General features: G+C 60.0%; 15 protein-coding genes and 2 pseudogenes. 6 read left to right on the top strand and 11 right to left on the bottom strand.

Translation table 11 applies throughout. From position 1 onward, the window contains the following. Positions 1-442: 442 nt before the first annotated feature. The 4 genes and pseudogenes from QX073_RS28780 to QX073_RS28765 all read left to right on the top strand — a co-directional run. Positions 443-556 (top strand): annotated as a pseudogene (locus tag QX073_RS28780) (protein-L-isoaspartate(D-aspartate) O-methyltransferase); the annotation flags it as partial. Between the two features lie 88 nt (positions 557-644). Next, the gene (locus QX073_RS28775) at positions 645-1544 is read left to right on the top strand and encodes a matrixin family metalloprotease (protein ID WP_316226755.1); all 900 of its coding nucleotides are present in this window, start codon (positions 645-647) and stop codon (positions 1542-1544) included. A 110-nt stretch (positions 1545-1654) separates the two neighbouring features. Continuing rightward, positions 1655-2650, top strand: coding sequence for a serine protease (locus QX073_RS28770; protein WP_316226754.1), 996 nt, complete (start codon positions 1655-1657; stop codon positions 2648-2650). Positions 2651-2793: 143 nt separating this feature from the next. Further along, entirely contained in the window at positions 2794-3561 is a 768-nt protein-coding gene (locus QX073_RS28765; RefSeq protein ID WP_316226753.1) for a hypothetical protein, read from the top strand. A 1127-nt stretch (positions 3562-4688) separates the two neighbouring features. Here QX073_RS28765 and QX073_RS28760 read toward each other — a convergent pair. After that, entirely contained in the window at positions 4689-4919 is a 231-nt protein-coding gene (locus tag QX073_RS28760; RefSeq protein ID WP_316226752.1) for a helix-turn-helix transcriptional regulator, read from the bottom strand. Between the two features lie 307 nt (positions 4920-5226). Between QX073_RS28760 and QX073_RS28755 the strand changes: the two genes are divergently transcribed. Beyond that, positions 5227-5628 carry a hypothetical protein gene (locus QX073_RS28755; RefSeq protein ID WP_316226751.1) on the top strand — a complete coding sequence of 134 codons (402 nt, stop codon included), beginning with the start codon at positions 5227-5229 and terminating at the stop codon, positions 5626-5628. Between the two features lie 152 nt (positions 5629-5780). On the opposite strand, the gene QX073_RS28750 is transcribed toward QX073_RS28755, so the two are convergent. The 8 genes and pseudogenes from QX073_RS28750 to QX073_RS28715 all read right to left on the bottom strand — a co-directional run bounded on the left by QX073_RS28750 (position 5781) and on the right by QX073_RS28715 (position 16446). Beyond that, positions 5781-9326 (bottom strand): TM0106 family RecB-like putative nuclease, encoded by a 3546-nt coding sequence (locus QX073_RS28750; RefSeq protein WP_316226750.1) that lies wholly within the window; start codon positions 9324-9326, stop codon positions 5781-5783. Between the two features lie 251 nt (positions 9327-9577). Then, on the bottom strand, positions 9578-10285 hold the full coding sequence (locus tag QX073_RS28745) for an alpha/beta hydrolase (protein WP_316226749.1): 708 nt from the start codon (positions 10283-10285) through the stop codon (positions 9578-9580). Between the two features lie 897 nt (positions 10286-11182). Further along, positions 11183-12271: an IS110 family transposase gene (locus tag QX073_RS28740; RefSeq protein WP_316226748.1), complete on the bottom strand. Its 1089-nt coding sequence runs from the start codon at positions 12269-12271 to the stop codon at positions 11183-11185. A 666-nt stretch (positions 12272-12937) separates the two neighbouring features. Beyond that, positions 12938-13315 (bottom strand): transposase, encoded by a 378-nt coding sequence (locus tag QX073_RS28735; RefSeq protein WP_316226747.1) that lies wholly within the window; start codon positions 13313-13315, stop codon positions 12938-12940. Between the two features lie 124 nt (positions 13316-13439). Further along, positions 13440-13652, bottom strand: a pseudogene (locus tag QX073_RS28730) (IS110 family transposase); the annotation flags it as partial. A 112-nt stretch (positions 13653-13764) separates the two neighbouring features. Next, positions 13765-14118 carry a hypothetical protein gene (locus tag QX073_RS34490; RefSeq protein ID WP_410052397.1) on the bottom strand — a complete coding sequence of 118 codons (354 nt, stop codon included), beginning with the start codon at positions 14116-14118 and terminating at the stop codon, positions 13765-13767. A 190-nt stretch (positions 14119-14308) separates the two neighbouring features. Next, positions 14309-14608 (bottom strand): hypothetical protein, encoded by a 300-nt coding sequence (locus QX073_RS28720; RefSeq protein WP_316226746.1) that lies wholly within the window; start codon positions 14606-14608, stop codon positions 14309-14311. Beyond that, a complete protein-coding gene (locus QX073_RS28715; RefSeq protein WP_316226745.1) occupies positions 14605-16446 on the bottom strand; it encodes a CHAT domain-containing protein in 1842 nt (613 codons plus the stop codon). Before QX073_RS28715 ends, QX073_RS28720 begins: the two co-directional genes overlap by 4 nt. A gap of 436 nt (positions 16447-16882) precedes the next feature. On the opposite strand from QX073_RS28715, the gene QX073_RS28710 reads away from it, so the two are divergent. After that, complete coding sequence (locus tag QX073_RS28710; protein ID WP_316226744.1) at positions 16883-18448, top strand: alpha/beta hydrolase; 1566 nt, start codon at positions 16883-16885, stop codon at positions 18446-18448. A 450-nt stretch (positions 18449-18898) separates the two neighbouring features. Here the strand turns inward: QX073_RS28710 and QX073_RS28705 are convergent, their stop codons facing one another. Further along, positions 18899-22429: a helicase-related protein gene (locus QX073_RS28705; protein ID WP_316226743.1), complete on the bottom strand. Its 3531-nt coding sequence runs from the start codon at positions 22427-22429 to the stop codon at positions 18899-18901. Further along, the gene (locus tag QX073_RS28700; protein WP_316226742.1) at positions 22417-24168 is read right to left on the bottom strand and encodes a phospholipase D family protein; all 1752 of its coding nucleotides are present in this window, start codon (positions 24166-24168) and stop codon (positions 22417-22419) included. The genes QX073_RS28705 and QX073_RS28700 overlap by 13 nt, the downstream gene beginning before the upstream one ends. Positions 24169-24239 lie beyond the last annotated feature (71 nt).

The following is a 24239-nucleotide window of genomic DNA, read 5'->3' as shown; positions in this document are numbered from 1 at the left end:
AATTCGTTGCGCTTCGCGTGTGACGTAGTCAGTGGCGATCAACTCTCGGAAAATTCGCTGGAGCTTCTTGCGGCCGACGAGGGCTCGCCCGATATGATCCAGGCGGACGTGCCATTTGCGGGGACTCGACAAAAGATGGCCGAGGACGCCCTTGGCCTCGACAGAAAGACTGGGGGTCCGCAAAGACCGCGTTCGGGACGTTGGTGAACTGCGCCCTGTGCTCGCGACGGACGATGGTCAGTGGCGGCTGACCGTCTAGGCGCGCCTGTCCAGATCTTTACGAACTTCGGTCAGCCAAAGGCCCACCTGCCCTACCAGATGGCGTACGAGGCTCACACGGGAATTCGCCTCGTTCAGGCGCTTGCCGAACCTGGCATTCCCGAGTTGGCGCGATTACGACGGCCTGATCTCGATCGACCTGAGCCGGAAGCTCAACAATGGGATGCCGAGCTTTTGGGCCCGCAACTTGGAGCACCTCAATATCGCCCTCGGTGAGCGGGTTCTTCAGATCGGAGCGGGCGGCGGCTACTGTTCAGCCGTGCCCGCCGAAATCGTCGGCTCCCCCGGGCGGGTGACCGCGATCGAAGTCACCCAGCTCTGCCGCACGAGCGGACGCAAACCTCGAGGACTAGCCACAGGTCTAGGTGATCTCGCGCGATGGCCGCAACGACCCACTTCACGCAGACCGCCCCGCCGCCGAATGGACCGAGATGCTGCCAGCAGACCATCATGGCACCTTGGCAGGACGTCTCAAGCCGTTGAAGCCCACCAAGTCGCTCTTGCGCTCATTGCTGATCTATGCCAACTTTTGGTTGTCTTGTTTTGAAACATCGTTTTCGATCCGCGGGCTTCGCATGCCTTCGCCGATTAGTTTTTTAAGGCCTGTATTGTTTAGCGTCGTCATGAGCGGCGCAGTAGTGGTTGACCACTCGAAGGCGCGAGCTCAAGCCGCGCTCCCAGCCGGTGTCAGCAAGGAAGAAGCTTTCGGAACTGTCTTGAGAGACTCCAAGTGGGAGCGCTCTAACATTCAGGTTTGTTGGGAAAATTCGGCTAAGGACGACGCGCCTTATCGTCTGATCGTGCGACAAGCCGCAGAACAGACTTGGCAGCATTACTCGAACATAAAATTTGAAGGTTGGGGAAAATGCGCAAAGGATACGCCCGGGATCCATATCCGCATTGCAGATGAAGGCGCTCACACGAAGGCTCTTGGTAAATATCTCGACCAGCGTCCCGATGGCATGGTCCTCAATTTCGCTTTCAAAAACTGGAGTAAGAGTTGCCAGACGAGCCGCGAGTTTTGCGTCTATGCCGTCGCCGCCCATGAGTTCGGGCACGCCTTGGGCTTTACACATGAGCAAAACCGGGATGACGCTCCTCCGGAGTGCCATAAAGACGCCCAAGGCACGGACGGCGACTACAAGGTTACGAAGTACGATCCTCAATCCATCATGAATTATTGTAACCCGATATGGAACGGCGACGGAAAGCTGAGCGACCTCGACAGGGAGGCGCTGCAAACCTTTTATGGCAAGCCCGGCTAGCGCTCCTGGCCGCGCTAAGTTTTCCCGCCAGCGCCCTTGCTGATGCGGCTGCGGTAAAGGTTGCCGGAAAATACGACGCCCGCGTCGCCCATGTGGAGACGATCGGAACCTTGTTCAACGATAAACAAGAAGTCGGGGCCGGCTCCGGTCTCTTGATCGGTGAGACGCTGATTCTTACAAATAGCCATGTCGTCCCGGACGCGAACAACTACAAGCGGCTGGACCTGTACGTTCGGCTCAAGTCGCGCTTGACCAATCCATTAGCCGCAACCGTTCTGGAACGCGATAAGCAGCGGGACTTGGCGCTGCTTCAATTGGGTGCGCCGGTTTCCGACGCGGGCGGACAACGTTGTCCGATGCCCATCGTCTTGAAGCCATCACAAGCGCCGATGGGTACGACAGTGCTCGTGCTTGGCTTTCCGGTCGACCGGGACCTTAGCATTGCGAGCGGCTTGGTCAGCAATCAAGGCTCGCCTCCAAAAGAGATACGTTGGCAGACCGACACCGTAATGAATCCCGGCAATAGCGGCGGGCCAGTCTTTGAAGATCATGGTTATCTCTTGGGCGTCGCATCGGGAGGGATCGTAGATTGGACGATCGGGGGCGAGACGCGCAAGGTAAACGGCGTGAACTTCTTCATTCCCGCATCGGAGCTGGTCGCAAGTACCCTGTATCAGCACATCGACAAGATCCCGTCCGACAAGCGCTGCTGGGTGGTCTCTCAGGAAGAGCTAATTGTGGATGCGAAGAAATCGATTGAGATCGACAATGAGTCTGCGAAATTGCCGGCGGGACCAGCAAAGCTCGAACGCAGCTATACTATCTCGGAAACCAAAGACGATCACCCGGTCGCGCTGGCATCGCATTCCAAAACCTATCAATCACGCTTCCAGGCAGAGCCCGGCTACAAGATCGTATCTTGTACGCCAAAAGCCGAGAGTGCAAACCACGCTCACGATATCACCTGCAACATCGATAGCGGTGGCGGCTCGGCAGTCTTCGCATATCGACTCGAGAGTGGACCAGCGTTCGATCGCTGGCGGGGATGGTGGGCGGGATACGTCTCCTTGCAGCAAGAGCGTACCGCAGCGGACGGCTTGCAGTAGGCGATGGGAGGTGCTGCGCAGCACCGAAACTATAAGCAGGCTTGAGGGGTTGCATCGGTAACGGATAGGCGGGTGGGGGGAACGTGATAGGATTGCGACGATTAGCGCTTGTGCTTGGGGGCAGCCTCGGCGGTTGCGCCATAATGCCGGACATTGCCCCGGACTGGGCGCTCCCGATGCGGGAGATAATGCTTCATTCGGCCTGCGAGCTTCAGGATGCGCTCGGCGCGCTCGACCGTGAAGTGCCGCATGAATTGTTCAACGCGCGAAACTGGAAGATCGCGGTTACCCTAAATCCGAAATCGGAAGCGGATATCGTCCCCGGTGCCGGCCTGACCCGGAAGGTGCCAGCGACCGCGACGACGCGTTTCTCGAACTGGGTGTTGGGAACGGGAAACGGCGTCACCCTCGATATGCGAGGAAATCGCACCGGCAGTGTTGACTTCAACTTCGATTCGGAAAAGCTCATCCTCGACAACGCCCTACCCTGCGAAAAAGAGACGATCTCCTATCATTCACTGACCAAAAACCTGGCGATCAAAGATTGGCTTTACCGTTCCGTGCAGGCGACTGCCACCGCAGGCTCAACAATCGACAACCCCAAGTTTACGGCACAGGTAATCGTGAAGTTCAACGGCACGGCCAGCTACACGTATACATTCCCGCCGGGCGCGGATTTCGCTACACTCGGTGGGTACTACCAGCTCGATGAGACGCTCAATATCGTCTTCACGAAAAAGCCAGCGGTTGTGGCCAAGTACGACTTGGTAACATTGCCGGAGGGCGGCGCTGGTTTCAAACGAAACCGCGCGCGTCAGGTCACGTCGACGATCTCCATTCTCGAAGACCAGCAAATTTCACTGCAACAGATCCGGCAACAATTGCAAAATTTACGGCCGGTCGGCCAATAAGGGGCTCATGATGGCGGATCTTCCGACGACTCTTCTTATCCTATACTTCGTTGGGCAACCTCCGCTCGATCCTAAGGGACTATCCAAGGCGGACCTCGAGACCAAGGTCAACTGGACGCTCCAGAGCACGAGCCAGATCGAAACGAAAAGCCCTGAAGCGTGTCGCGCGATCGGCAATCAGCTCATCGCCAGGATGGACAAAGTCAACACTATGACGGTGCGGGCCTACTGCTTGTGTGCCGATGCTTCTGGTGCCGTTTGTGAGGAGACGAAGGATATGTCTAAGGGCCGGGATGCGGAGGACAAGAGCAGGCAGCAAACAGTGGGCTCGACGGTAGAGGTTCTCGGCCGCACCGCGGTGACGCCGCAGCGCGCCGGGCCCAGACCCAGATAAAGGTCTGGCGCCACCTATTCGGGGTTGCTGAACTGCAAGTTCTTCTGAGAAGGAACGAAGGCGGGCAGCGACATTACCTTGGGTGGCAATCCATTACTCGCGGGGGCTCTGTCAAACGTCGAAGCAGCAGCGGAAGACCACGCTAGTGGTGACACCGTGCCAACGGCAAATCTGCTATTTGGTGACGACTAGCTTCTCCGTCGCTCCTGCGGTGGTCATGCGATACTTGCACCGTACCTACCCAGTTGCGCTGCCTCAGCCTCGGCCGGAATGATGGCAGCTCGACTGAGAACTGATCGCCGCGTCTTTGCGTCGACAGGCGTGCAAGTGCATCTGGCGCTAGGCCACAGCGACATTCGAAGTTAGCGTGTGCTCGCTTCCTGCAGAGGCCATTCAATTTCGCATTCGTCATCGGCGCGACTCACTCCTGCAATAATTACGCGGCTACATGGGTCGATTGCGCTACAACCACCAAACGCTCGCACAGCACCGAGTCTCCGCTGTGCTAAGCCGCTATGCGATCGGGGCGGTCTCCGCGTCCAATCGGCGCGAACAGCATCAACCGTGTTGAAGGTTGCCGGTACGAGGCCCATGCGCAGAAGGTGAGCGGCCAGACTAGCAGCCCGGTTCGTAGCCGGACGAGCCCCAGCGCCGGCGCGCGTAATGCTCGGACGGAAGAGTGATCGACTTACTTCCCCGCCGGTTCATCAACGGCATTTCAAAATGTTCTCGTCTAGCAAGGCCTTTTCAGCAGATCGGATGGCTCAACGCCCAGCGCTACAGCCAGCGCTTGGACGTTATCGAGAGTGAGGTTAATTAGCCCGGCCTCGATCTCGCTGATATGCGGCTGGTCGAGCCCGGTCAGCTCGGCCAAGCGTTCTTGGCTTAACCGTTTTGCTTTCCGAAGCCGCCTAACGTTCTCCCCGAGAACGCCGCGCGCCGCTTTTGGGTCCGACCAGTTCATCTGGACGGTAGGACCAAAGGGGGGCTGGAAATTCCATAGGTTATAACCTATAATACAAAAATACCGTCTCTCTTTCAGAGTTGTGGGGCGGTTTCTGAATGCGCATGCCCTTGGAGGCCAGCGATGAAGTCGAGGCGAGAGGTTCAAGCAAGTGAGCCTCGAGAAGACCGAGCGCCGGCACAACCACCTGCAATATGGGTCAACCCGAGGTGAACGAAGACCATCATCGAATACCCGGAGACGAAGCGGGTAGAGGAAAAGAGCGGCTGCAAAGCCGTGCGGCGCAAATGGCTCTGTCGGAGCTCAAATGGACACGCGAATTTCGTTCAACAGTCTTGATTCTGTGATGTCGTCAGACCCAGACGCTACGCTCTCGGCGCTTGAGGAACAATTCATTGCGCTGGCGGCAGAGCTCGATCGCGGCGTTTCCGACCAATCGAAGCAAGCTGACGAGTACGCTACGGCACATGACGAGGCGTTACTGGCCTGCCTTGATCCGATCGAACGAGCGATCATGGAAACGCCTGCCAATACTGTGAAGGGCCTGAGCATTAAGGCGCGCCATTTGGCCTACGTCCTATCGGAGTATTGGGAATCTCCGATCGATGAAATCGAGTGGCAAGGGCGAGCGGTACGTCTCCTCGTTGAGGAGATCTGTAAGATTGCGCATGTGCCTGTCGACATTCGCCATCCGAACTCCGGTGAATAGCGACGCGCTACTCCTTGGCCTTGGGGAGCGGAGGTACGGCAAATCTCCGCAAAGGCGACTAGTTGTACATGAGGAGAGACGAGCCGCTATCAGCGGCTCGCCTGACGTTGCTCGCCACCGCTCCGGGCTGCCCTGAAATAATCTCTAGACCTCTACTGGCCTTGAAGACGACCAACCCCGCCGATTTCGAGTAGCGTCACCTTTCTTGCCAACTCCTCAAACCGGCAGAATCCGCTCGCCCAGCCCATCTGTTCGGGCGTGCGGCAATCGGGTTCGAAGAGACGTGGATTCGCCACAACGATCACCGTGCCGCGCGCCCGGCTGGTCGCCACATTGAACCTATGGGGATCATACAGGAATGCCATGCCGCGGGGCGCCTCTTCGGGTGATGAACTAGCGCACGAATAAATCACTACCGGCGCTTGCTGGCCCTGAAATTTGTCAACAGTCCCGACGCGGACTACATCAAAGCTGGCGAGTGCACGCCTCAGCGCACTTACTTGAGAATTGTAGGGAGCGACGACTAGGATGTCCTCCAGCTCCAAAAAGCGGCCTTCCCCATCGGCGTTTGTCCACGTGTTGCCGGGTTGCAGCAACGAACGAGCGATCGCAACGACGGCCTCAACCTCTTCGAGGGATTGGGCTTGGTTGCCTTGATGGGCCACCTCCACCAGGAACAGCCCTGCACCGGCGAACAGCGTGGCGCCATCGATACGTTGGCGCTCTAAACCGCGATTAGACTGCAGCCGCCTTTCGTAATAGGCCTCCGACGTGAACGCGCAAATGGCGGGGTGCAGCCGGTAAGTGCGGTCGAGGAACAGACCTTGGTCGGGGCGCAGGGTCGCCTGCCCGGGACCTAGCAGGTGCACAAGTGCAGCAACGTCCGCGCCGTCTTCGTGGGCGCCCCGCGTGGGCTGTTCAAGCTGCTGCGGGTCACCGAGTAACAGCAAATTGCGGGCCGCACGCGCGGCCGCGAGCGCCTGTGCCAGAGCCATCTGTCCTGCCTCGTCGATGACCAGCACGTCTAGGCGGCCAATAGCATCAGGATGCGCCCACAGCCAAGCGGTGCCACCGACGATGGTGCCCGGGGCAATGCGATCGAGCGCCTCGCCTGACGACTTGGCAAATTCAATGCCATCCACACCGTCGTGCTCATCATCCTTGTGCACCAAGTGCAGATTTTGGAGGCTGTGCGAATCGTTGTTAGCTTCGCCCACGGCAACCAACAGGTGGTCAATGACTTTGTGGCTGACCGCTGTAATACCGATCTTCTTGCCCGCCGCGGCGAGCGCCAGGATGGCATTGGCGCCCTGCGTCGTCTTGCCGGCTCCGGGCGGCCCCTGGACGGGCAGCACGCCGCCATCGATTTCGTTAGACAGGCGCACCAGCGCCCGGCCAGCCTCTTCATCGGCACGGCGGAGCTCGTAGCCGACGCCAGCGATCCGGCGCGGCGGACGTGCTCGCAAGAGTTCACCCGCAGTGGCGTAGGGGCTGTCGTGATCGAACCCGCTGTTGCAGACATGCTCGGCGAAAGCCAGCACGGCCTCTTCGAGCGGCTTGGCACCGACCACCGGATCTTTGAAAACCGAGGCAGGGAGGGACTGCATGGCCTTCTCGCTGATGCTCAACACGATGGTTCGGTCGTCGAGATCGAGCGCTTCGACCGTGGTTTTCATCGTGTGAGGTTCCTGGCCCGACTCTGCGGGCAGCGGCCATACGACGGTGTCACCGACATCGACAGCGGTTTCCTGGATGGGGAAACGGAAACGGCATCGCGCATTCCGCTCGCGCCCGTTTTTTGGAAGACGTTCGACGAACTCAAGCCCGGCGAGCATATGTCGCTCGTCGAGGTGTTCATCGTCGGGCAGATCGCGAAGCCGAAAGAACTCCCACCAGGCGTTCTTTTCTTCCTGACGGTAGTACCCGAGCATCGCAGCGAGGAGCGCCCGCGCCCTTTCGTCCGCCGTCCAGGTTTCGAGGTCCGCAGGCAAGCCCTGCCGCAAGACGTCCCGGAGCGACGCAATGCGCTGATCGCGAGCGCTGACGTCCTCACTTGGCGCCAGCGTACCGGGCACCGGCCGATCAATGTACTGGCCGCGCGCGAAACATTCGTCGCGCTGGCGCTCGAGCCAACCACGTAGGCTCTCGGTGGAGAGGCAGTCGTCCGCGTTGTACGCCGCGACGCGGTCACGAAGTTCGTCTGGGACGACTTCGATATTCCCCAGTTCAAGCACTAGTTCGAGGTTGCGCCGCGCGACTCCGGCGTCTCGAAGGTCTAGCCGGCGCTGAAAGCCATGCAAGGCTTCCAGTTCCTTGAGACCGTAGCGCTCCACGCCTATGCGAAAGCTCTCGCGCACAACGGCGTGCAGGTCCACAAATCGCCGGCCGCGTAGCAATTGGTCCAGCTCAGATCCCCGGGTCGCATGGCGGGCTGAGAGCCTTTTCAGGGCCGCGGGCTCGTAAGCGCCGAAGTGATAGACATGGGTCCCGGGGTGCTCCTGCACGCGAGCCAGCGCAAAGTCGATAAAGGCCTCAAGGGCAACCTTCTCCTCACCCGTCTGTAGGGCCCACTGTTGGTTGAACTCGACGTTTCCGGCCTTATTGGTGAAACACACCCCGGTGAGGTATTCCAGGCCATGCGGGGCAACGAATGGATCGCCCTCGAAGTCGAGGAAAATATCGCCGGCCGAAGGCTCTGGTAATCTTGCCAGGCCGCGGCCTGGCTCAAGCGCAAGCGCCTCGATCTGCGGCATCTCGGCACCTCGGCTTGCCACTTGCAACCGGGCTTGTTGTCCGAGCCGTCGGTAGGTTTCTTCAGCGCCTCGCTTGGGCTTGTCAGGAAGCCGACCCTCTCCTTGGGCAATGGCAGTAACCGTGGGAAGTCCCTGCTGTTGGAACTCACGCACTTGAGCGCCGCTGATGCCTGCGATCAAGGAAGGGTGGTCGTCGGCGCGCCTCTGCTGGTCGCAATAGCGCCAATAGGTGCAGACGTCGCAGTGAGCCACAGGTTGCGGATACGTCCTCGGCGCCGGAACTGCGCTTACTGCGGTCAACAGGCGGGTACGTACCAGACGGTAGTACGCCGCAAACTGCGCAGTGCGGTAGGTTTCCTGCTGAAGGGGCGTGATGACGTGGATGGATTCGGGTTCCAGCCCCTGCATCGGCTTCAGCAATTCGGCGTAAGTGCACAGTTGCAGGATCATGCCTGGCTTGGTCTGAAGTGAAAGCTTAGTGTCGGCCGGCTCGTAGGCGTAGCCCGGCAATGACGAAATCGTGCTGCCGACGCGCAGTAACACGTCCGCAATACCGCTGAAGACATCATTGGCTAACGTAGCCTGCACGATAGCGTCGAAGCCCGCCTCCATCGCTCGCTGGGTTGCCCTAGGATCGCGCTCGTCGCGCAGGTCGCAGATCGAGCGGCCGGCACTTCGCAGCCTCTCGACATAGGCCGATTCGTGCTGGCGGCCTCGCTCACGGAGCGCCTCGAGGCGTGGGTCGGGGCTGTACTCGATAGGCAGGAGCCCCTCACGCCTCTGGCGCTCGAGTTGAGTGAGGTGGGGACAAGCCAGATGGGCCGCGAGTTGAGTCGGAGTGAGGTGGCTGGGGCGTCCCTGTGCCGACCGATCAAGGGTGACGAGCTGGTCCTCCAGCGGGTTCTGTGCCGGTGCTGTTCCTTGAGCGTCCCGCGTCTTTTCCATGGGCTCTCCCGGCCACAGTTACGGCGCCATTCAAACTACGAAGGCGCTGACCGACTTTACTTCAAGCTCAGAGCTCTTGACACTTTCCAGTCGTCAACAGCACCGCAAATTCTGCGCGGCCTCAACCCGACGTCGGACCAATCGAAATTGAGCCGCCGCCGGGATTGCTGGCGTCGGCCGGGCGCAGAAGGACGCCTGCCATGCCGAAGAATCGTCCTGACCAGCTGACGGATTAGGCAACCAACTCTGCACTACGGATCGAGGTTTTGAACCAGTCCCTTGGACATGGCAACGATGGCGTCTGCAGTTTCGGCCGGACTGAGAGTCGGGTGAAGATGCGTCCCGTCCAGCCGTACGACCGGCCAATCGCGATGTCGGGCTTCAGCAGCCGAATGATCATGGATTGCTGACGTTTGAATGAACCCAGCCGGGATGTGGTCCCACTCAGAAAGCTCGATGATATCGTCGAACCATTTGATCGAAAACTCAGGCAGGTCGCTTTCGAAGGCAGCTAGCGCGGAGGGGGCACGCCCTAAGATATCGAGCCCAAGGAGAGCCTCGCGTCGTTGATCCCCTTGCCACCTGGACCAGATCGGAAGCGTCCCATCTGGTCTTGCAAACCTCTCGATGAGCTCTCGCAATGCCGGTCTAATCGGGGCGACTGGTCCCTTCGACGGCGGCACTTCGCCGTCGACCATGATCAAGCAGCGGCACGGCAGTCTCGCTGCCAGATCAGCGATCAATGCGGTAGCGGAGCTGTGCCCAACGAGGACGGCCCTCGGACTCAGGTCCACGAGGGCCGCCAAATGGGAGGTCCACTCCCTCCAGGCGGGTGGCGTATGCCGATGCGCCAGAACGTCGGGCAGTTGAATACGATATCCCAGTCCCTCTAAATGGCGCGCGGTTGGCTCAAGGCTAGACGCACGAACCATGGGTCCTGGCACAAGAACAAATTCCATTGGCATAGACCTCGGCGGATTGCATTCAGCGCGCAGGAAGCTCCGATCATACCATAGAAAGTGAGCGTGACGCACTGGCCGCTCGGCATCGGCTGCGGCCCCGTTGCGCCGGTAACCTCAGTAGGCAAATGGGCCAGCCGACTCCTTCTGTTTCATTTCTGGTAATCCCTTGAGGCGGCTCGGTCGCCACAGACGTCAATGAGCCGCGGCCGTTGAACGTCCGCCGCTTGCGCTGAAGATCCAAACCATGAACGATCTATGTGAAACGTGAGCGGCCGTTTCGCGCGCCAATGAGCAGTCTGCACCAATGTACGCCCGACTTCGCCAATCTACTACGAGTGCCGTTAGAGAGCTTGAATTCTCGTCGCTTTCTTCTGTTAGCAACACCGCCACTCTCGGAATGGTGCCACGCTGTAAGATGGGGACACAAGAACTTACGACCGCCGATTCTACGCCGCGGAGAGGCGCTTTTATCTTGCCGCTTTAATCGGCCGGATGTTCTGCCTCTCCGCCACGATCGTCTTCGTCGTTTTCGCCATCGGTGCTCTCCATCGTCATCGTCAAAAACACACCTGCAGCGCGCTCTGATCTGCAGCTCTTTGACAGCGAGGAGTCCCAGTGCGCCGTGCAGCTTTCCGCGCTCAGCGACGGCGTCGCGCCGCTGCACGATGGCAGCAGCATAGCCGTCGCGGCGCAATTTTCCATCGGTCTGACGGAGCCACGTCACAGGCAATTTCGCGCGATCGCGCTGCCGCTTCGGGCACCGCCTCGCAGGCAAGATAGCGTGCGTTCCGTCGTCTTGGATCTGCACCGGTCCTCATCCGCTGACAGCGGAGCTCCATCACTTCGCGCGTCGTCCGCGACGCCTATTCGTTGCTGCCGGGCTGTTGCTTTGGTTCATGCCAGCGCTCCCAGCAGCCTGCGATCCTTGCGCTTGGCATGCGCGGCCGCGTCGGCGGTGCTGACCGCCTGATCGCCGCAATACGCCGTGCCGTCGCACCACATCGCGTGCATGATCACCGCCAGTTTGCGCGCCACCGCGACCACCGCCTTGCGGTGTCCAGACCGCTTGGCAACCGCCAGTCCCCAGGTCTTGACCTTGTCACGACGCTTGAAGCGCGTCAGCAGCGCGCTCGCCGCCTCGTAGAGCGCGCGCCGCACATCGGCGTCGCCCGCCTTGCTGATCGGCCCCTGCACATCGATCGAGGTGCCCGACTGCCAGCGCCGCGACGTCAGGCCAAAATACGCCGCGACATCGCGTGACCGCCGAAAGCGCGACGGATCGTCAATCGCCGTCATGAAGCTCAGCGCGGCGATCGGCCCGACGCCTGGAATCTGCATGAAGCGCCGGCACAACTCGTGGCCGGCGACCAGCTTGACGACCAGGCCGTGCAGCCGGCAGTACTCCTTCCACAGCGCCGCGCGGGCATTGAGCATGGCATCGATCAGCTCGCTGATCAGTGCATCGCCGGCCACCGCGTCACGCACGGCCTGCGCAAAGGCGCCGCGGCCGACGCGGTTGAGCCGGATGCCGAACGCCTTCAGCGAGTGCCGGATCGCGTTCTCGAGATCGAGGAATTTGCGTTTGAGATTGCGGCGATGCGTCAGCAGCAGTCGCAGCCGATAGCACGGCGCGGTCTTGATGTGCGCGCGCCGGAACCAGCCAGTGCGCATGATGTGCGCGATACCGAGCGCGTCCGCCCGGTCGGTCTTGTTGCGCTGCGCCTGCAGCGCGGCGCGCACGTGCTGAGTCTCCAGACAGATCGCCGGCAGGCCGCGACGGAGCAATTCGGGATGCAGCCACGGCGACAGTGCGCCCGCCTCGTGGCCGACCCGCCTCAGGCGGCCGAGATACGGCGACAGTGCTCCCCTGATCGCGTCCGGGTCGGTCGTCACCGCGACCTCCAGCAGCACGACGCCCTTGTCATCGACCACGCAAAACGCGGTCTGATCCATGCCGACGTCCAATCCGCAGAAGAACTCCATGGCGCGCCTCCTGTGTTGGTGAGAGCGCGCATTCTGCATGGCCGCCGCTGCCGCGTCAGCAGACGGACGGTCAGGCCGATTACGGACGGCAGGGAGTAATCGGGCGCTTCTCCGCCTTCTGCTCCGACATGATCGTCTCCTCTGCATGATATTATACGGTTGCACACGAGCGGTCGACAACATGGCATTGGTCCGGCTTTCGTCGTGATTTCGGGGTGATGACATCTGGTGGTCCATCCAGGAGTTCGTGCTCAGCCCCGCCTGCCAAGCGGGCGCACATGTCGTCGTCAGGATCGCAGGGCAACAAAGACACAGTAGCGCGCTCGACGTCTCAATCGAGCTGTCGTCCCAGGCAAGATAGCGTGCTCTCCGCATCCGCTTCGATCCACCAAACGCCTCTCCGCCGATCGGCGGAAGCTCAGCCAATCCTCTGTCGTCGCACCGTCTGTCAGACGGCACTCGCTAGAGCTCTCACATTGCGGCGGCGAGCGCCGTCGGGTTCCTAAAACTCGGTTTAGCGGCGCTTTCATCTTCGGCTGTGAACCGGAACGCAGATCCGTCAATCCACATGCGATGCATGACCACCGCCAGCTTGCGTGCAACGGCGACCAACGCGCGTTTGTGGCCTCGCTTAGCTGCGATCCGGACACCCCAGGCCTTGATGCCTCACCATTGCTTGGAACGCACCAGCATCGCGCTCGCCGCCTCGTAGAGCACGGTGCGAACCTCCCCATCGCCGCACTTCGAAATGTGCCCTTCGATGTCGATCGATGTGCCCGTCTGTATGCGCGGGGAAGTCAGTCCGAAATGCGCGCCGACGGTCTTCGACTTGCTGAACCTGTGCGGATCATCGATGGCCGCCTTGAGGGTCAGTGCCGCCACCGGACCGACGCCGGGAATGGCGTAAAAGCGTGGGCAGCGCTCGTCCCGGCCGACCATCTGCACCGCCAAATCGTGCAGCCTTCTGTACTCGGCCCACAGCGCTTCCCACGCTCTCAACATACAGTCCGTCACGCCAGCGATGAGCCGGTCGCACGCCGCCAACTGCGTGCACCCGCGTTACAAATGTCGCGCGCGCAATCCGCGGTTCGACCATCAATCCGAAGACCTTCAGGGGCTGTCTGATCTCGTTCTCTATGTCGAGCAATTTGCGCTTGAGCGTCCGCCGGCGTCCCGGCAGAAGCCGTATTTTGTGACGTTCCTGACTCTTGACATGAACCGGTCGGTACCAGCCCGCCCGCACCAGATGCGCCAAACCGCGCGCGTCATTCTTGTCGGCCTTGTTGAGCTGCGCCTGCAAGGCAGCCGCCGCCTGCCGTGCTTCCAACAGGACCAAGGGAAGGCCCAGGGACACGAGCTCGCCGTGCAGCCACGGTGCCATACTGCCGGCTTCACGGCTGACCATACCGACTGGCTAGCGGCGAGGTCACGATCGACTGGCGCGCCCATCTTCATCCCTCCGGCTGTCCGGCCGTGAACACCAGTGCCAGGAATCACAGCCCGAATGCCGCTTGACAGTCGACGACGTCGGCGATCCGACAGCGCCCCCGGGCACCGGCTCGGCGCATGTTTAGCGACGAGGAGGAGCTCGCGATCGCGAAGAAACCGAGCTGCCAGGCGCCAAGATCTCTGCCGTCGCGCGCAAGCACGGGATCGTCACCGGGCTGCTGTTCCGCTGGTGCGCGCAGTTCGGAATCGCCCAAAGGAAGCGCGCCAAGTTCGCTCGTGCCTTGCTGCCTGATGACAGGCCCATCGCGCACACCCTGCGCGATCTCGTGCGTCCACCGGAGGGTATGATGGCCATCGAACTCGCCGATGGACGGCGCGTGTTTTGCCTTCCACGGCAAGAATGCATCGATAGTAAAGGTCCTGTTCTGAGACGGTATCGGGCTTTGTCTGTTCAGCTCGCTCGCCCAAGCCCGCGTCGCGCTCGGAGGCCGGCAGGCCGATTGCCACGATGCAAGACCAAACTCGCAGTTCTGATGAAAGACGTCGTCCAGTTCGCTTTTACCTGCCATCCGCGCCGGACGATGCTGCCTATTTGTTCCGTTCAAATGTGAGCGTGAGTGTCGCGCTGCCCCCAACCTCTACCCCCGTTCCGAGGAATCCTACTTGCCCTTTGCCGTTGATGCCGAGCGCGACGGATATGGTCTTGAGACCAAGACCAGCTGGGGGTTTGTCTGCTGCGGGCAATATTTCGCTGAACGAGGCCATGAACTCGTCGAGGCTTCTTCGCAAATCCTCGACCGGAAGCTCGACCTTGTTCTTCTCACTCAGCAATTTGAAGTCGCCTGCGCTGTTGGTAAACACTGCGATCGTTTTTCGGTCCTTGGTCATTGTGCTTTCTCCAGTTGCTTCAAGCCATCGACCCGCAGATCGGGATTGGAAAATAGACAGTAGCTTCGAGCAGCCACTTGCCGAGCCAATCGCCGCAGCGCCAGTTGCTCGTCTTCGTCCGAGACGTCTTCATCAGCTTCTGTGATGAGAGCAGCTTTCGCGGTAAGGAGTGCGCGGCTGATCGGTTCGGATGCCAGCGCTTCGTAGAACTTCCTGCTGAACTCGTTCGCAACGTCTCCAGCGACCGGCCAAAGCGTTCCGATGACGGCACAAGCCTGGTTCACCACGAAACGATGGCCAAAGCTGTCACGTTGGGTGAGCCCCAGATATGGCTTAGCGCTGGCACAGGCATTCAAGAACACCAGAGGATTCGCCCCCGCAAACCTCCGCTCGATTTCGAGCTGCCCCACATCACTCAATCGCAGGTATGAGCCATCGGCCATTTCTAGCCCGCCGATCGCTTCGTCGTTCTGCCGACAGTGCCCGGTAAAGTGGATCAGGTCGAAGTTCTTTGTCTTGAAGATCTTCTCGATCACTTCCTGCCGTGACTCGAACGTTTCCGCGCGATTGCCGAGAGCACCGCTGATGAATCTTTCATCAGCGGCAAAAGCGTCATCTGTCCCCTTGATAAGGGCAGCTCGCGCGATCTTTTTTAAGATCCTGTCAGGCGGATTTGTCACGCCGAGATACCAGCGACAAACCGCTATGCGATCGCCTACAAAATACGGATCATGCTCGTCATCGAGATACGCGAGCTCAAGCGGAAAATCGAAATCCTCTTCGTGCCGCAACATGACAGATCTCACATCCTTGCGGCGCAGCAATTTAATCAGATCCGGCGGTAGGCATTTGGCAAGATCGACCCCCACGATCATCATCTCCCGCGCCGCACCCTGAGGGGTGGAGTTGAGATCGTACAAGTTCTTGAGCCGGCCTTCCAATATCTCGCGAAACGGCTTTTCCGGATACTGGAAGCCAGTCATCGTGACATGATCGAGACAAGCTCGGTCGCGAGGACTCGACACCTCAACTCGCCCTTCAGCGGCGCGAATGATCAATGTCAGATCTGCTTCGGCTGCCATACGGTAACCAGCACTCGCCGTCTGCTGTGAAGGACTTGAACCAATACCGGGGAACTCATTTATGCTGATTTCACCGACAGGACGTCCGTTCTGCACGAGCAAGACATGTATCCAACGCGAGCTTCGGTCATCGATACGAAGCTCAAAGGCAACGGGTGCACTATCTCGATCGTCTGAAATCAGTACCGGCGGCGGCCGCTCAGACAAGATGGTGAAGCCCTCAGTCTCAAGAATGACATCGACGGGCCCATCAACAAGACTCAAAAGTGCCGCTCCCCGCCATTTTCCAGTTGCTCGACTGCTGGGAAGCCGGATTGTAACCGTGAAAAAAGCGATCGCCCCTGGCTCGAACCTTTCTGCCACCAGATTTGCGTCGATCGTTCGACACCGACTTTCTTCATCTCTGCTGGGAGCAGGTAGCGGATCTAGCCAAATCGACTCAGAAGGAGGCGACGGGGCTGGCTCGTAGTTCGCCTGCTGCCGCTCGTGATAAGCCGCACTAGCAGGGAGCGCGCTCCTAACGATTTTAGCCAAAGCGCTTTCAAGCTCTCGATCTGGAATCGGTGACGGATTCCCAATCCCTATGTTCAATTCCCGCAACTTATCTATTTTAAACGCCTTGATCGACGACTTTTCGTTCTTCTTTTTATGAGCTTTGATTGTTTCAAAAACACGCGTGCCAACGATTCCCGAAATACCCACGGCAATATGCGTAATCCATAACAGCCATTCGGAAATAAATTCATGGAATGACATTGACACTCCAACTTCTATTAGAACGCACCATCCATCAAACAACAACCAAACGGCCCGGCTCGCACTGAGCTATCAACATCTTCCATCTCAATCTTAGATGGATTTAGCCCTGATCGCTACAAGATTGAGTCTTTCAAAGATACAATCCTCTGCCGATGTTTGTCACCAGCACTTGGCTTCTTCTCGAGCTGGGACATAAGCGCGAGGCAGCAGAGGTAACATTGTCCTTAGGCGCTCAAATGCACGAACGCACCGACGCTCGCCGCCATGGCAGTCATTGCAAGCGCAGCCACGCTCTCCAAAGCCCGAGCCCGGTCTGCATCTGCGCTGTTGGCCCGGGCGATGGCCGGCGTGCACGCGCTTGCCTGCCCGCTCCGGTTGAGAAAGAATAATCTCGCCGGCTGCCATTCCGACGAACCTCGCCCTAGAGAGACAGATGCCGCTTGCCCGCTCCTTGGCTATCATCGCCGTCGCTGCAGGCTGCGTGCTGCTGCCGTTGAAGGCCGACGCCGCCGCCGACCCGGCCACGCTGCTGCGCGCCTATGTCCAGGCCGTGGTGAATCTCAACACCGCCGGGCTGCGGGAGGTTGCGACGATCGAGCAGTATCGATCGGTGGTGAATGACAGCGGCGGCCTCGATGACAGCCTGGGCTTCATTGCCGCCTACGGCAATCCGAAGGCGGTCCGCATCACCGACAGCAGGACCTACTCGGCCTTCACCGTCCATGTCGCCGAGGTGGAGCACACCGCCGGCCGCACCGACTGGGTGTTTCGGCTGGACGCTAGTGGGGAGAAGATCGGCAGCGCCGTCTGCCTCACGTCGCCGCGTCCCGAGGCGATCGACTACGACAAGTCCGGCTTCGGGCTCAAGCCCCTGCGAAACAAGGGGGGCACGATCGCCGGCGTCAGGGTCCCCGACGTCTGGCAAGATGGCGGCTCCAAGCAGATCGGACATCTCAAGTCGATGCCCTACGATCTGAACGGCGAGGACGTCGCCAAGCGATATACGCGGCGCGAGGTCGATTTCCTGTTCGTCACGGATCGAAAGCCCGCCCCCAGCTCCAATTCGGTCGCATTCTCCGGCGTGCGGCATCCGCAGCTGTCGTTCGGCGCGGTGACGGTCCGGATTCCCGAGAACCACAAGACCGGCAATGTCGAGCTTCCGCGCAGCTGGAAAGTGTTCTCGTTCGAGCTCTATCGCGAGAAGCAGAACGACACGAAGCATTTCTCGCTGAAGCGGGCGGCGTTCCTGAGCGAGCAGGATTTCGACGCGCTGGTCAGGGAGCATGACCACAAGACGGCGCTGATCTTCGTTCACGGCTTCAACAACAGCTTCGAGGACGCCGTCTTCCGCAACGCCCAGATGCTGTGGGATCTCGATTATCGCGGCCTTCCGGTGCTGTTCGCCTGGAGCACCCGCGGCGACGGCATCACCGACTATGGCTTCGATCGCGACAGCGCCCTGTTCGCGCGCGACGGCTTCATCAGGCTGGTGCAGAAGCTCCAGAACGATCTGGGTGTCGAACGGATCGACGTCCTGGCGCACAGCATGGGCAATCTGGTCGTCGTTGATGCGCTCAGCACGAATGCGCTGGTTGCCAAGCCCGTGCAGATCGATCGGCTGGTGATGGCGGCCCCCGATCTCGAAACCGAGGGCTTCAAGAAGGCCATTCCCGTGCTGAAGAAGATCACGCAGGACATGACGCTGTATGCCTCCTCCGCCGACCTGGCGCTGCGGGCATCGTCCCTCATCCAGAAGTTCTCGCGCGCCGGCGACGTTCCCGCCGAGGGTCCGGTCACCCTGCGCGAGCTCGACACCATCGACGTCACCCGCCTGGGCGACGAGTTTCTCGGCCTCAACCATTCCACCTTCGCCCAGAACCGCGCCGTGATGGACGACCTCAAGCTGCTGCTCGACCGCCGCCTGCCCTCGCCCCGCCTGAGCCAGATCCACCCGGTGCCGCTGCCCCCCCAGGACCGCCGCTACTGGCGCTTCGAATGACCCGGACGCCAGCCCCGCGCCGCCTAAAAAAACCGACCTTGCCCGCCCGCCCGCGCGCGACATCACCCACAGCGTAGCCCGGATGAGCGCCAGGCCTGCGCCCACAAGGGCGCAGGCCGAAAGCGACATCCGGGTTCTCCGACGCCGCGCGTGAGACCCCAGCTGTCGCCATCGCTCACCCGCGCTGCACCGCGACGCGCCGACAGCTCATGCGTCGATGACCGGGCGGAGCGACCGACGGTGACGCCGCATTATTGAGATGGAACTGTGCGCTTCGAGAAGAGCAGTCGCCGCACCATGCCCATCGACGCAGGGATTTATTTTATGCGGCGTCACCATAACCCCCCTTCGAATGAGCCGGACGCGGCTCAGGACGGCAAAAATGATCGTTCGGCGGCCTGACCGGGCGCGCCATCACCACGGTGGTGGAAAGTCCGCCAGGCGATGCCATCACTCCGAAAGCGTCCGCCCTGACTTCGGTGGTGAAAGGTCTATCCAGAGTTCACGGATCAATCTCCGGCGCTGTTCAGGATCGGATTCTCTGAACAAGGTCTGCTGGCTCAGCGCTCGAATCAGATCATCTTGACGCGCTTGGCCGAGCGCCAGGCGATAAAGCAGAACCGAGTCACGCATCCGACGATAGGCCACCGCCTCGCGCGAGAATGGATGAGAGAAGATCCAGCGACGTATCTGAGCGAACTCACCATCACGCTCATAGATCCATTGCGGTGAAAGACCTCGTCGATCGGTTTTGCCTTCCCTTTCGCTGCTCTCGAGCACCTCCTGGATGCGCGCCCACGGGTTGCTCAGTTTTGCGGTGGCCCCCCGCGAATGCAGCCCGGCCGGCAGAAACTCGTCCCAGCTTCTACGTTTCACCCACGCTTCACGAATCGCCTTGCTGAGATAGCGCTGAATTCTTCCTTCCCTCTGCTCGAAAGCGACCGGACTCTCGGGAAGATTCCAATGGATCACATCCGAACAATAGCGGTGAAAGTCGAGCCCCTCCTGGCCGATGGACGTCGTTGCCAGAACGAAAGGCCAAAATGGAGAATTGAAGGCACGCCGAATTTGATCCCTCAGGAGGTCCTTGCCCGCGTCATCCTTCGCCCCGCGTTCGTCGACAAAGGCCTGCGCGATGTGACGGCTCACATTCCGGTTCTTTACAGACAGCCGCTCCTTGCCATGAACCTCCCGAAACACGGGCGTCCCAACGGCAATTCGAAAGCTCGAGCCCAGCCCTTCGATCAGTTCGACCGCACGATCGCCGGGCCGCTTCTCGAAGGGTGGAAGATCCTCCTCCATCAGGAACGCGAGTTCGTCCATGACAGCAGACAGATGCTTTCGAGCGCAGAACGCCGCTGTTCTTTCCAGATGCGTCGATCTTCCATTCAGCCTCAGCTTCCGGATCACGAGACCGGCGTGACTGTGATTGAAGAAGCGCCGGATCGGCCCGTGGGTCGCGCGCAGAACGGCCGAAAGGATCTTTTCCGGCACCTCGGCGCCGTGCCCTCGGCCCGAAGACGTCTCGGCAGAATGCAGCAAGCCGAACTGCAGACAGACCCTCAGGAGAGAGGTCGCGGGCCCGGCAATCGCAAGCTGCGCAAGAAGGTTGAGCGACGAGCGGGAGATTCTCTTTGCCAGACGTTTCGCCTGCTCTTGAGATGTGTCGTGAAACGCTTCGATCGCCTTCCTTGTACTGGTCTCCGTTTCCGCCTCTTCGCCATCTTCCCCGGCACGTTTCGCTTTGGGCCAATGCTGAAATTTCGATCCGATGGTTCTGCCGTAGAGCGCGGCATAGCTCTTCTGCTCCATGCGATGAAACACGGCAGCGATCGTCTCCAGGGAGTCCAGCCGGCCATCAACCACCTTGATGTTGCGAGCCGCGAGGTCCCTCTCCAGCCGTTTCGCCACCATCTGTTCCAACGCATCCAGCGAAACGCGTCCACACGTCCTGCGGTCGTAGATCACCCGTCCAACCTCGGCCAGCCAAAGCGATGGATGAAACAGCACAGGCGCCAGTTCGACTGAACCGTACGACAACTCCAGTGACCGTCCGTGCGATTCATCGGCTGCACCGAGCATCTTTTCGGCATACAGACTCGTCAGAATACTGACGGCCTGCGGGACGGCCTGCCATCTGCTGAAGATCAGCCTCTTGCGAGGTCCCTTCAGGTCCTGCTCGTCCGCGACGGAATAGTAGGTCTTGGTGGGACACACCCAAAGGTGATGATGGAGCCCTTCCTCCTTGATCTGTCGGATCAACTCCCGCATCTTCGGATTGGGCGCAACGCTGTCCAGCGTGGTGATCGGCATCTCGTCAAGTGACGGGCAAAACGTTTGCGCTTCAGTCGCCCGCATGGCCGGCTTCAGACAATCGGCGAGACGTGTGTCGGTCTCATAGAGCGAGTTGATCATCTTGTAGCTCTTCGGCATCAGATTGAGAGCGTACGGAATGCTGGCCCAGATCTCCGGCAGGAACATCTGCTGTTCCGGACGGATGGCTGTCTTGAGCCAGGCAAGGTAGCGACCATCTTGAACGCGAAATTCGACGCCGGGAAGCGGTGCACTCATTTCGTCCGATTCGCTCGAAGCCCAATCCACCCAAGGCTGGATTTGCCGTTCATCGACGCCGTTCGCGGGGTCATCGAGGTATCGAAACCGCTCGGTTCGAACCATCACCTCCCTGAGCTGAGCCTGAATGTGCAGTTTGGATTTCTTTGCCTGCAGGAAGTGCGAATCGCCGACTTCACTCAGGCCCTGAATGCTTTGCCTGTAGAGAGTGAAGTGCTCGGCTATGGACTTCACCAGGTCTTCACCATTGCGATGAGTTCGGAACAGAAACTTGATCGTGTCCCAGAACTTCTGATAGTGGCTTTGCTGGGCCATTTCGAAGTCCGCGGTCGCCGCCTTGTAGGGCGTCGCGGACAGGAGCAGGAGTCGCGACTCTGTTCCAAAAAGCGTCCGAACGATATCGTTGGTGCCGCGTCCATCGGCTGAGTTTTCGACGAGCAGTTCGCTGAAGTTCTGGAATTCGTCAAGAATCACGAGATGGGGCTGGAGTGTCGACACGACAACGAGAGCGAGCTGTTCGCGAACTTTCCTGATGACGCTACGCCGCAAAGCCCTGAGCTGATCGGCCCTCTCGCTCTTCTTGTCCAGAAATCCCACGCACTCGTCCACCGCGAGGTTGAACACGTCGATCGTGGAGACCCGCCTGTCGATACGCAGGCTCCTGTAGAATTCGCGAGCCACGCTCCTTTCCAGATCGAACGACTCGTCCAGAAAGGGCAACGCGAGCCTTTTCCGCAACGATCCGACCACGACCGGCTTGTTGTCCAAGATCCAAGCCACCTCGTTGACGCGCTTCTGCTTCACCGCATTCAGCCAGGCCGAAGGGGCCGCCTCGGCCGGAGGTATGAAGAACTTCGCCGCCGCCGTCGTCAGGAGGTTGCCCTTGAACCCGCACCCTTCGAATGCTGCGGACAGAAGCGCATGAAGAAACTGACGCTCTTCCTTCTTTCCCTCGGGAAAGCCGAAATCGAACGATGTCGCCGGGGTCAGGCAAACGACCTCCAGTGCCGATCCGTGCGGCAGTCCTTCGTCATCGGAAGAGCGCCGGCGTCCGGAATCCTGAACGGCTTTCAAGGCCGCGCGGGCCTCGTCGCACAGGAGCATGGTCAGCCTGGAGGCGCGACCATTCCCGAGAGCTTCTCCCCCTTCCGACATCAGCTTCTTGACGTTCTGCTTGCCAATGTCCGAGCTGGAACAGACGTACAGCACCAGTTGCCGGTTGCCGCTTGCGTTGCGTCCCGCATTCTCGTCCGCATGCTTTTGAAACCTGCGGATCACGCCGCGAGCGATGATCGTCTTGCCAAGGCCGACCTCGTCAGCCACCAGAAAGCGGCTCGGCGCACGGGCCATTCTCCGATAGACGTGTTCGATCGTATCGAGTTGGAACTGCTTTGGATTCAGGCGCCCCATGGGTCACGAGCCTTTACGGGAAATTGACGATCCAATTCCGCCCAAATCTTCTTGACAGCTTCGAACAGCCGTCGATGACGGTCGATTTTTTCAGCATCGGTTCCGGGGGGACTCTCGGCAAACTCCGCCTTCATCACGTCGGAGATCATGGATCGCTTGGCCAGGGACTCGGGATCATCATTGAGACAGAGAAAAACCAGTGCTTCCAGGCTGGCGACCGAAACACCTGCGCCCCCCTTCACCGTCCATGACGATCCAGCATCGCCGCCAAAGTCCGGCGAGAACCCGAGATCCGTGCCTTCCAGAATGGCAGCAAGTATCTCGTGAACTCCGCGGCCCTGCACCAACTCCGAGAGAAGCCCGTGATTCCTTCGCGCTAGCAGGGCCGGATCGACGTCCAGGCGGCGATTCACCCGAATTTCATCTTCGCCGCTTCCGGTCATGAACGTCGCGGCGATCGACAAAAATGCGGAGAACCGCGCGACAGGAACGCTCCATGACAATCTCCAGGCATCCATCTCCGGACACGCCTGATGATCCACCATCTCGCCGAACAGGCGGAAGGAAACCCTCTTGAGCTCGAACTCGGAGTCTCCAGGGATCATCGAGAGATCGACGGTAACGCTCGCTGCGTCATGGCAGCTGATGGTGCAATCCAGCGCCGCTCGTGCAATCAGATTCGCAACCGCTTCCTTTGCCGACTCCGGAGCTGGACCTTCAGGGACCGGAACGATTCGAACACAGAGCGCCACGCCGTTTTTCGCGCGGTCATCCACGAACAGATCGTCGAAGACCTGGTTGTAGTAGCCCTGCCTCGCCTGGAAACGAATGACAGCCTCCCAGTTCTTGCCCCTCCATGCCCGCAGGGTCGCGTTCGCGCTCCCCACGGTGACCACGGTGGCCGAGGCGGTCCTGTCCAGGACCAGCTTTGCATGAAGCGAGTGGAACGACTGATCGAGGTCGCGACGGAGTTCATAGCATTCGAAATTCTCCCTGAGAAAGGCGTCCCCCGCATCGAGCGCGCAGATCCTCGCAATCTCGCGTGGCTCGCTGAGCAGGCACGTCCTGCGCTGCCCTCCCAGGGCGAACTCACGAAGGGTGGTCTTGTCGATGAACGGACTGACCACAATTCTCTCTTCGACGCCGTCGGCCGACCGAGATATCAGGCTGGAAAGCGCCTCCTTTCCGGGAATCTGCCCATGGAATTCGATCCCCTGCAGCGACGGCGCACCGTGGAGCGGCTCCAAATCCACATGATCGAGACGCTTCAGCAGCCTGCTCAACTCGGCGGGGACGTCTTCCCCGACCTCGTCCAGCGCCGCCTGAAGAAAGCCGCGAAGCCGCTTTCCGTTTTCGGTGACTTCATTCCGTTCGATGAGCCGAAGGGACACGATCGCATCGACGCTATCGTCGGTCGTCACGTTCCTGGTGCAGACGAACATCCGAATGTCAGATGCAACGGTCCTTTGTTGCCTGTCGTCAGTATCGTACTCGAAGATCAGCAGCTTCGGATGGAACGAGCATTGTCGATCCGGCGGAACGATCTCCCGCACGATCGCATCCAATGGCGCAGCCATTCTGAAGCTCGACGCGCGAAACCCGCCGACATTCAGCAGGACGCGCACGCGACTGGAGAGCGTCTCGATATCGCGCATGATGCGGAAACCATCTTCGATGCCAGGCAGCGCCGCGTCTTCTCCGCTCAGAGAATGTCCTGCGAGGGTGGAAAGGATCGCCACGAGAGCAGTTGCTTCAGCCGAATACGTCAAGATGAGGCCGGCCCTGAGCCGCCGATCTCCAGGATCGATTT

It is taken from the genome of Bradyrhizobium sp. SZCCHNS3052 (assembly GCF_032484495.1).
GTDB lineage: Bacteria > Pseudomonadota > Alphaproteobacteria > Rhizobiales > Xanthobacteraceae > Bradyrhizobium.
The sequence above is the reverse complement of the archived record's forward strand: the minus strand, read 5'-3'. Positions and strand labels throughout refer to the sequence as shown.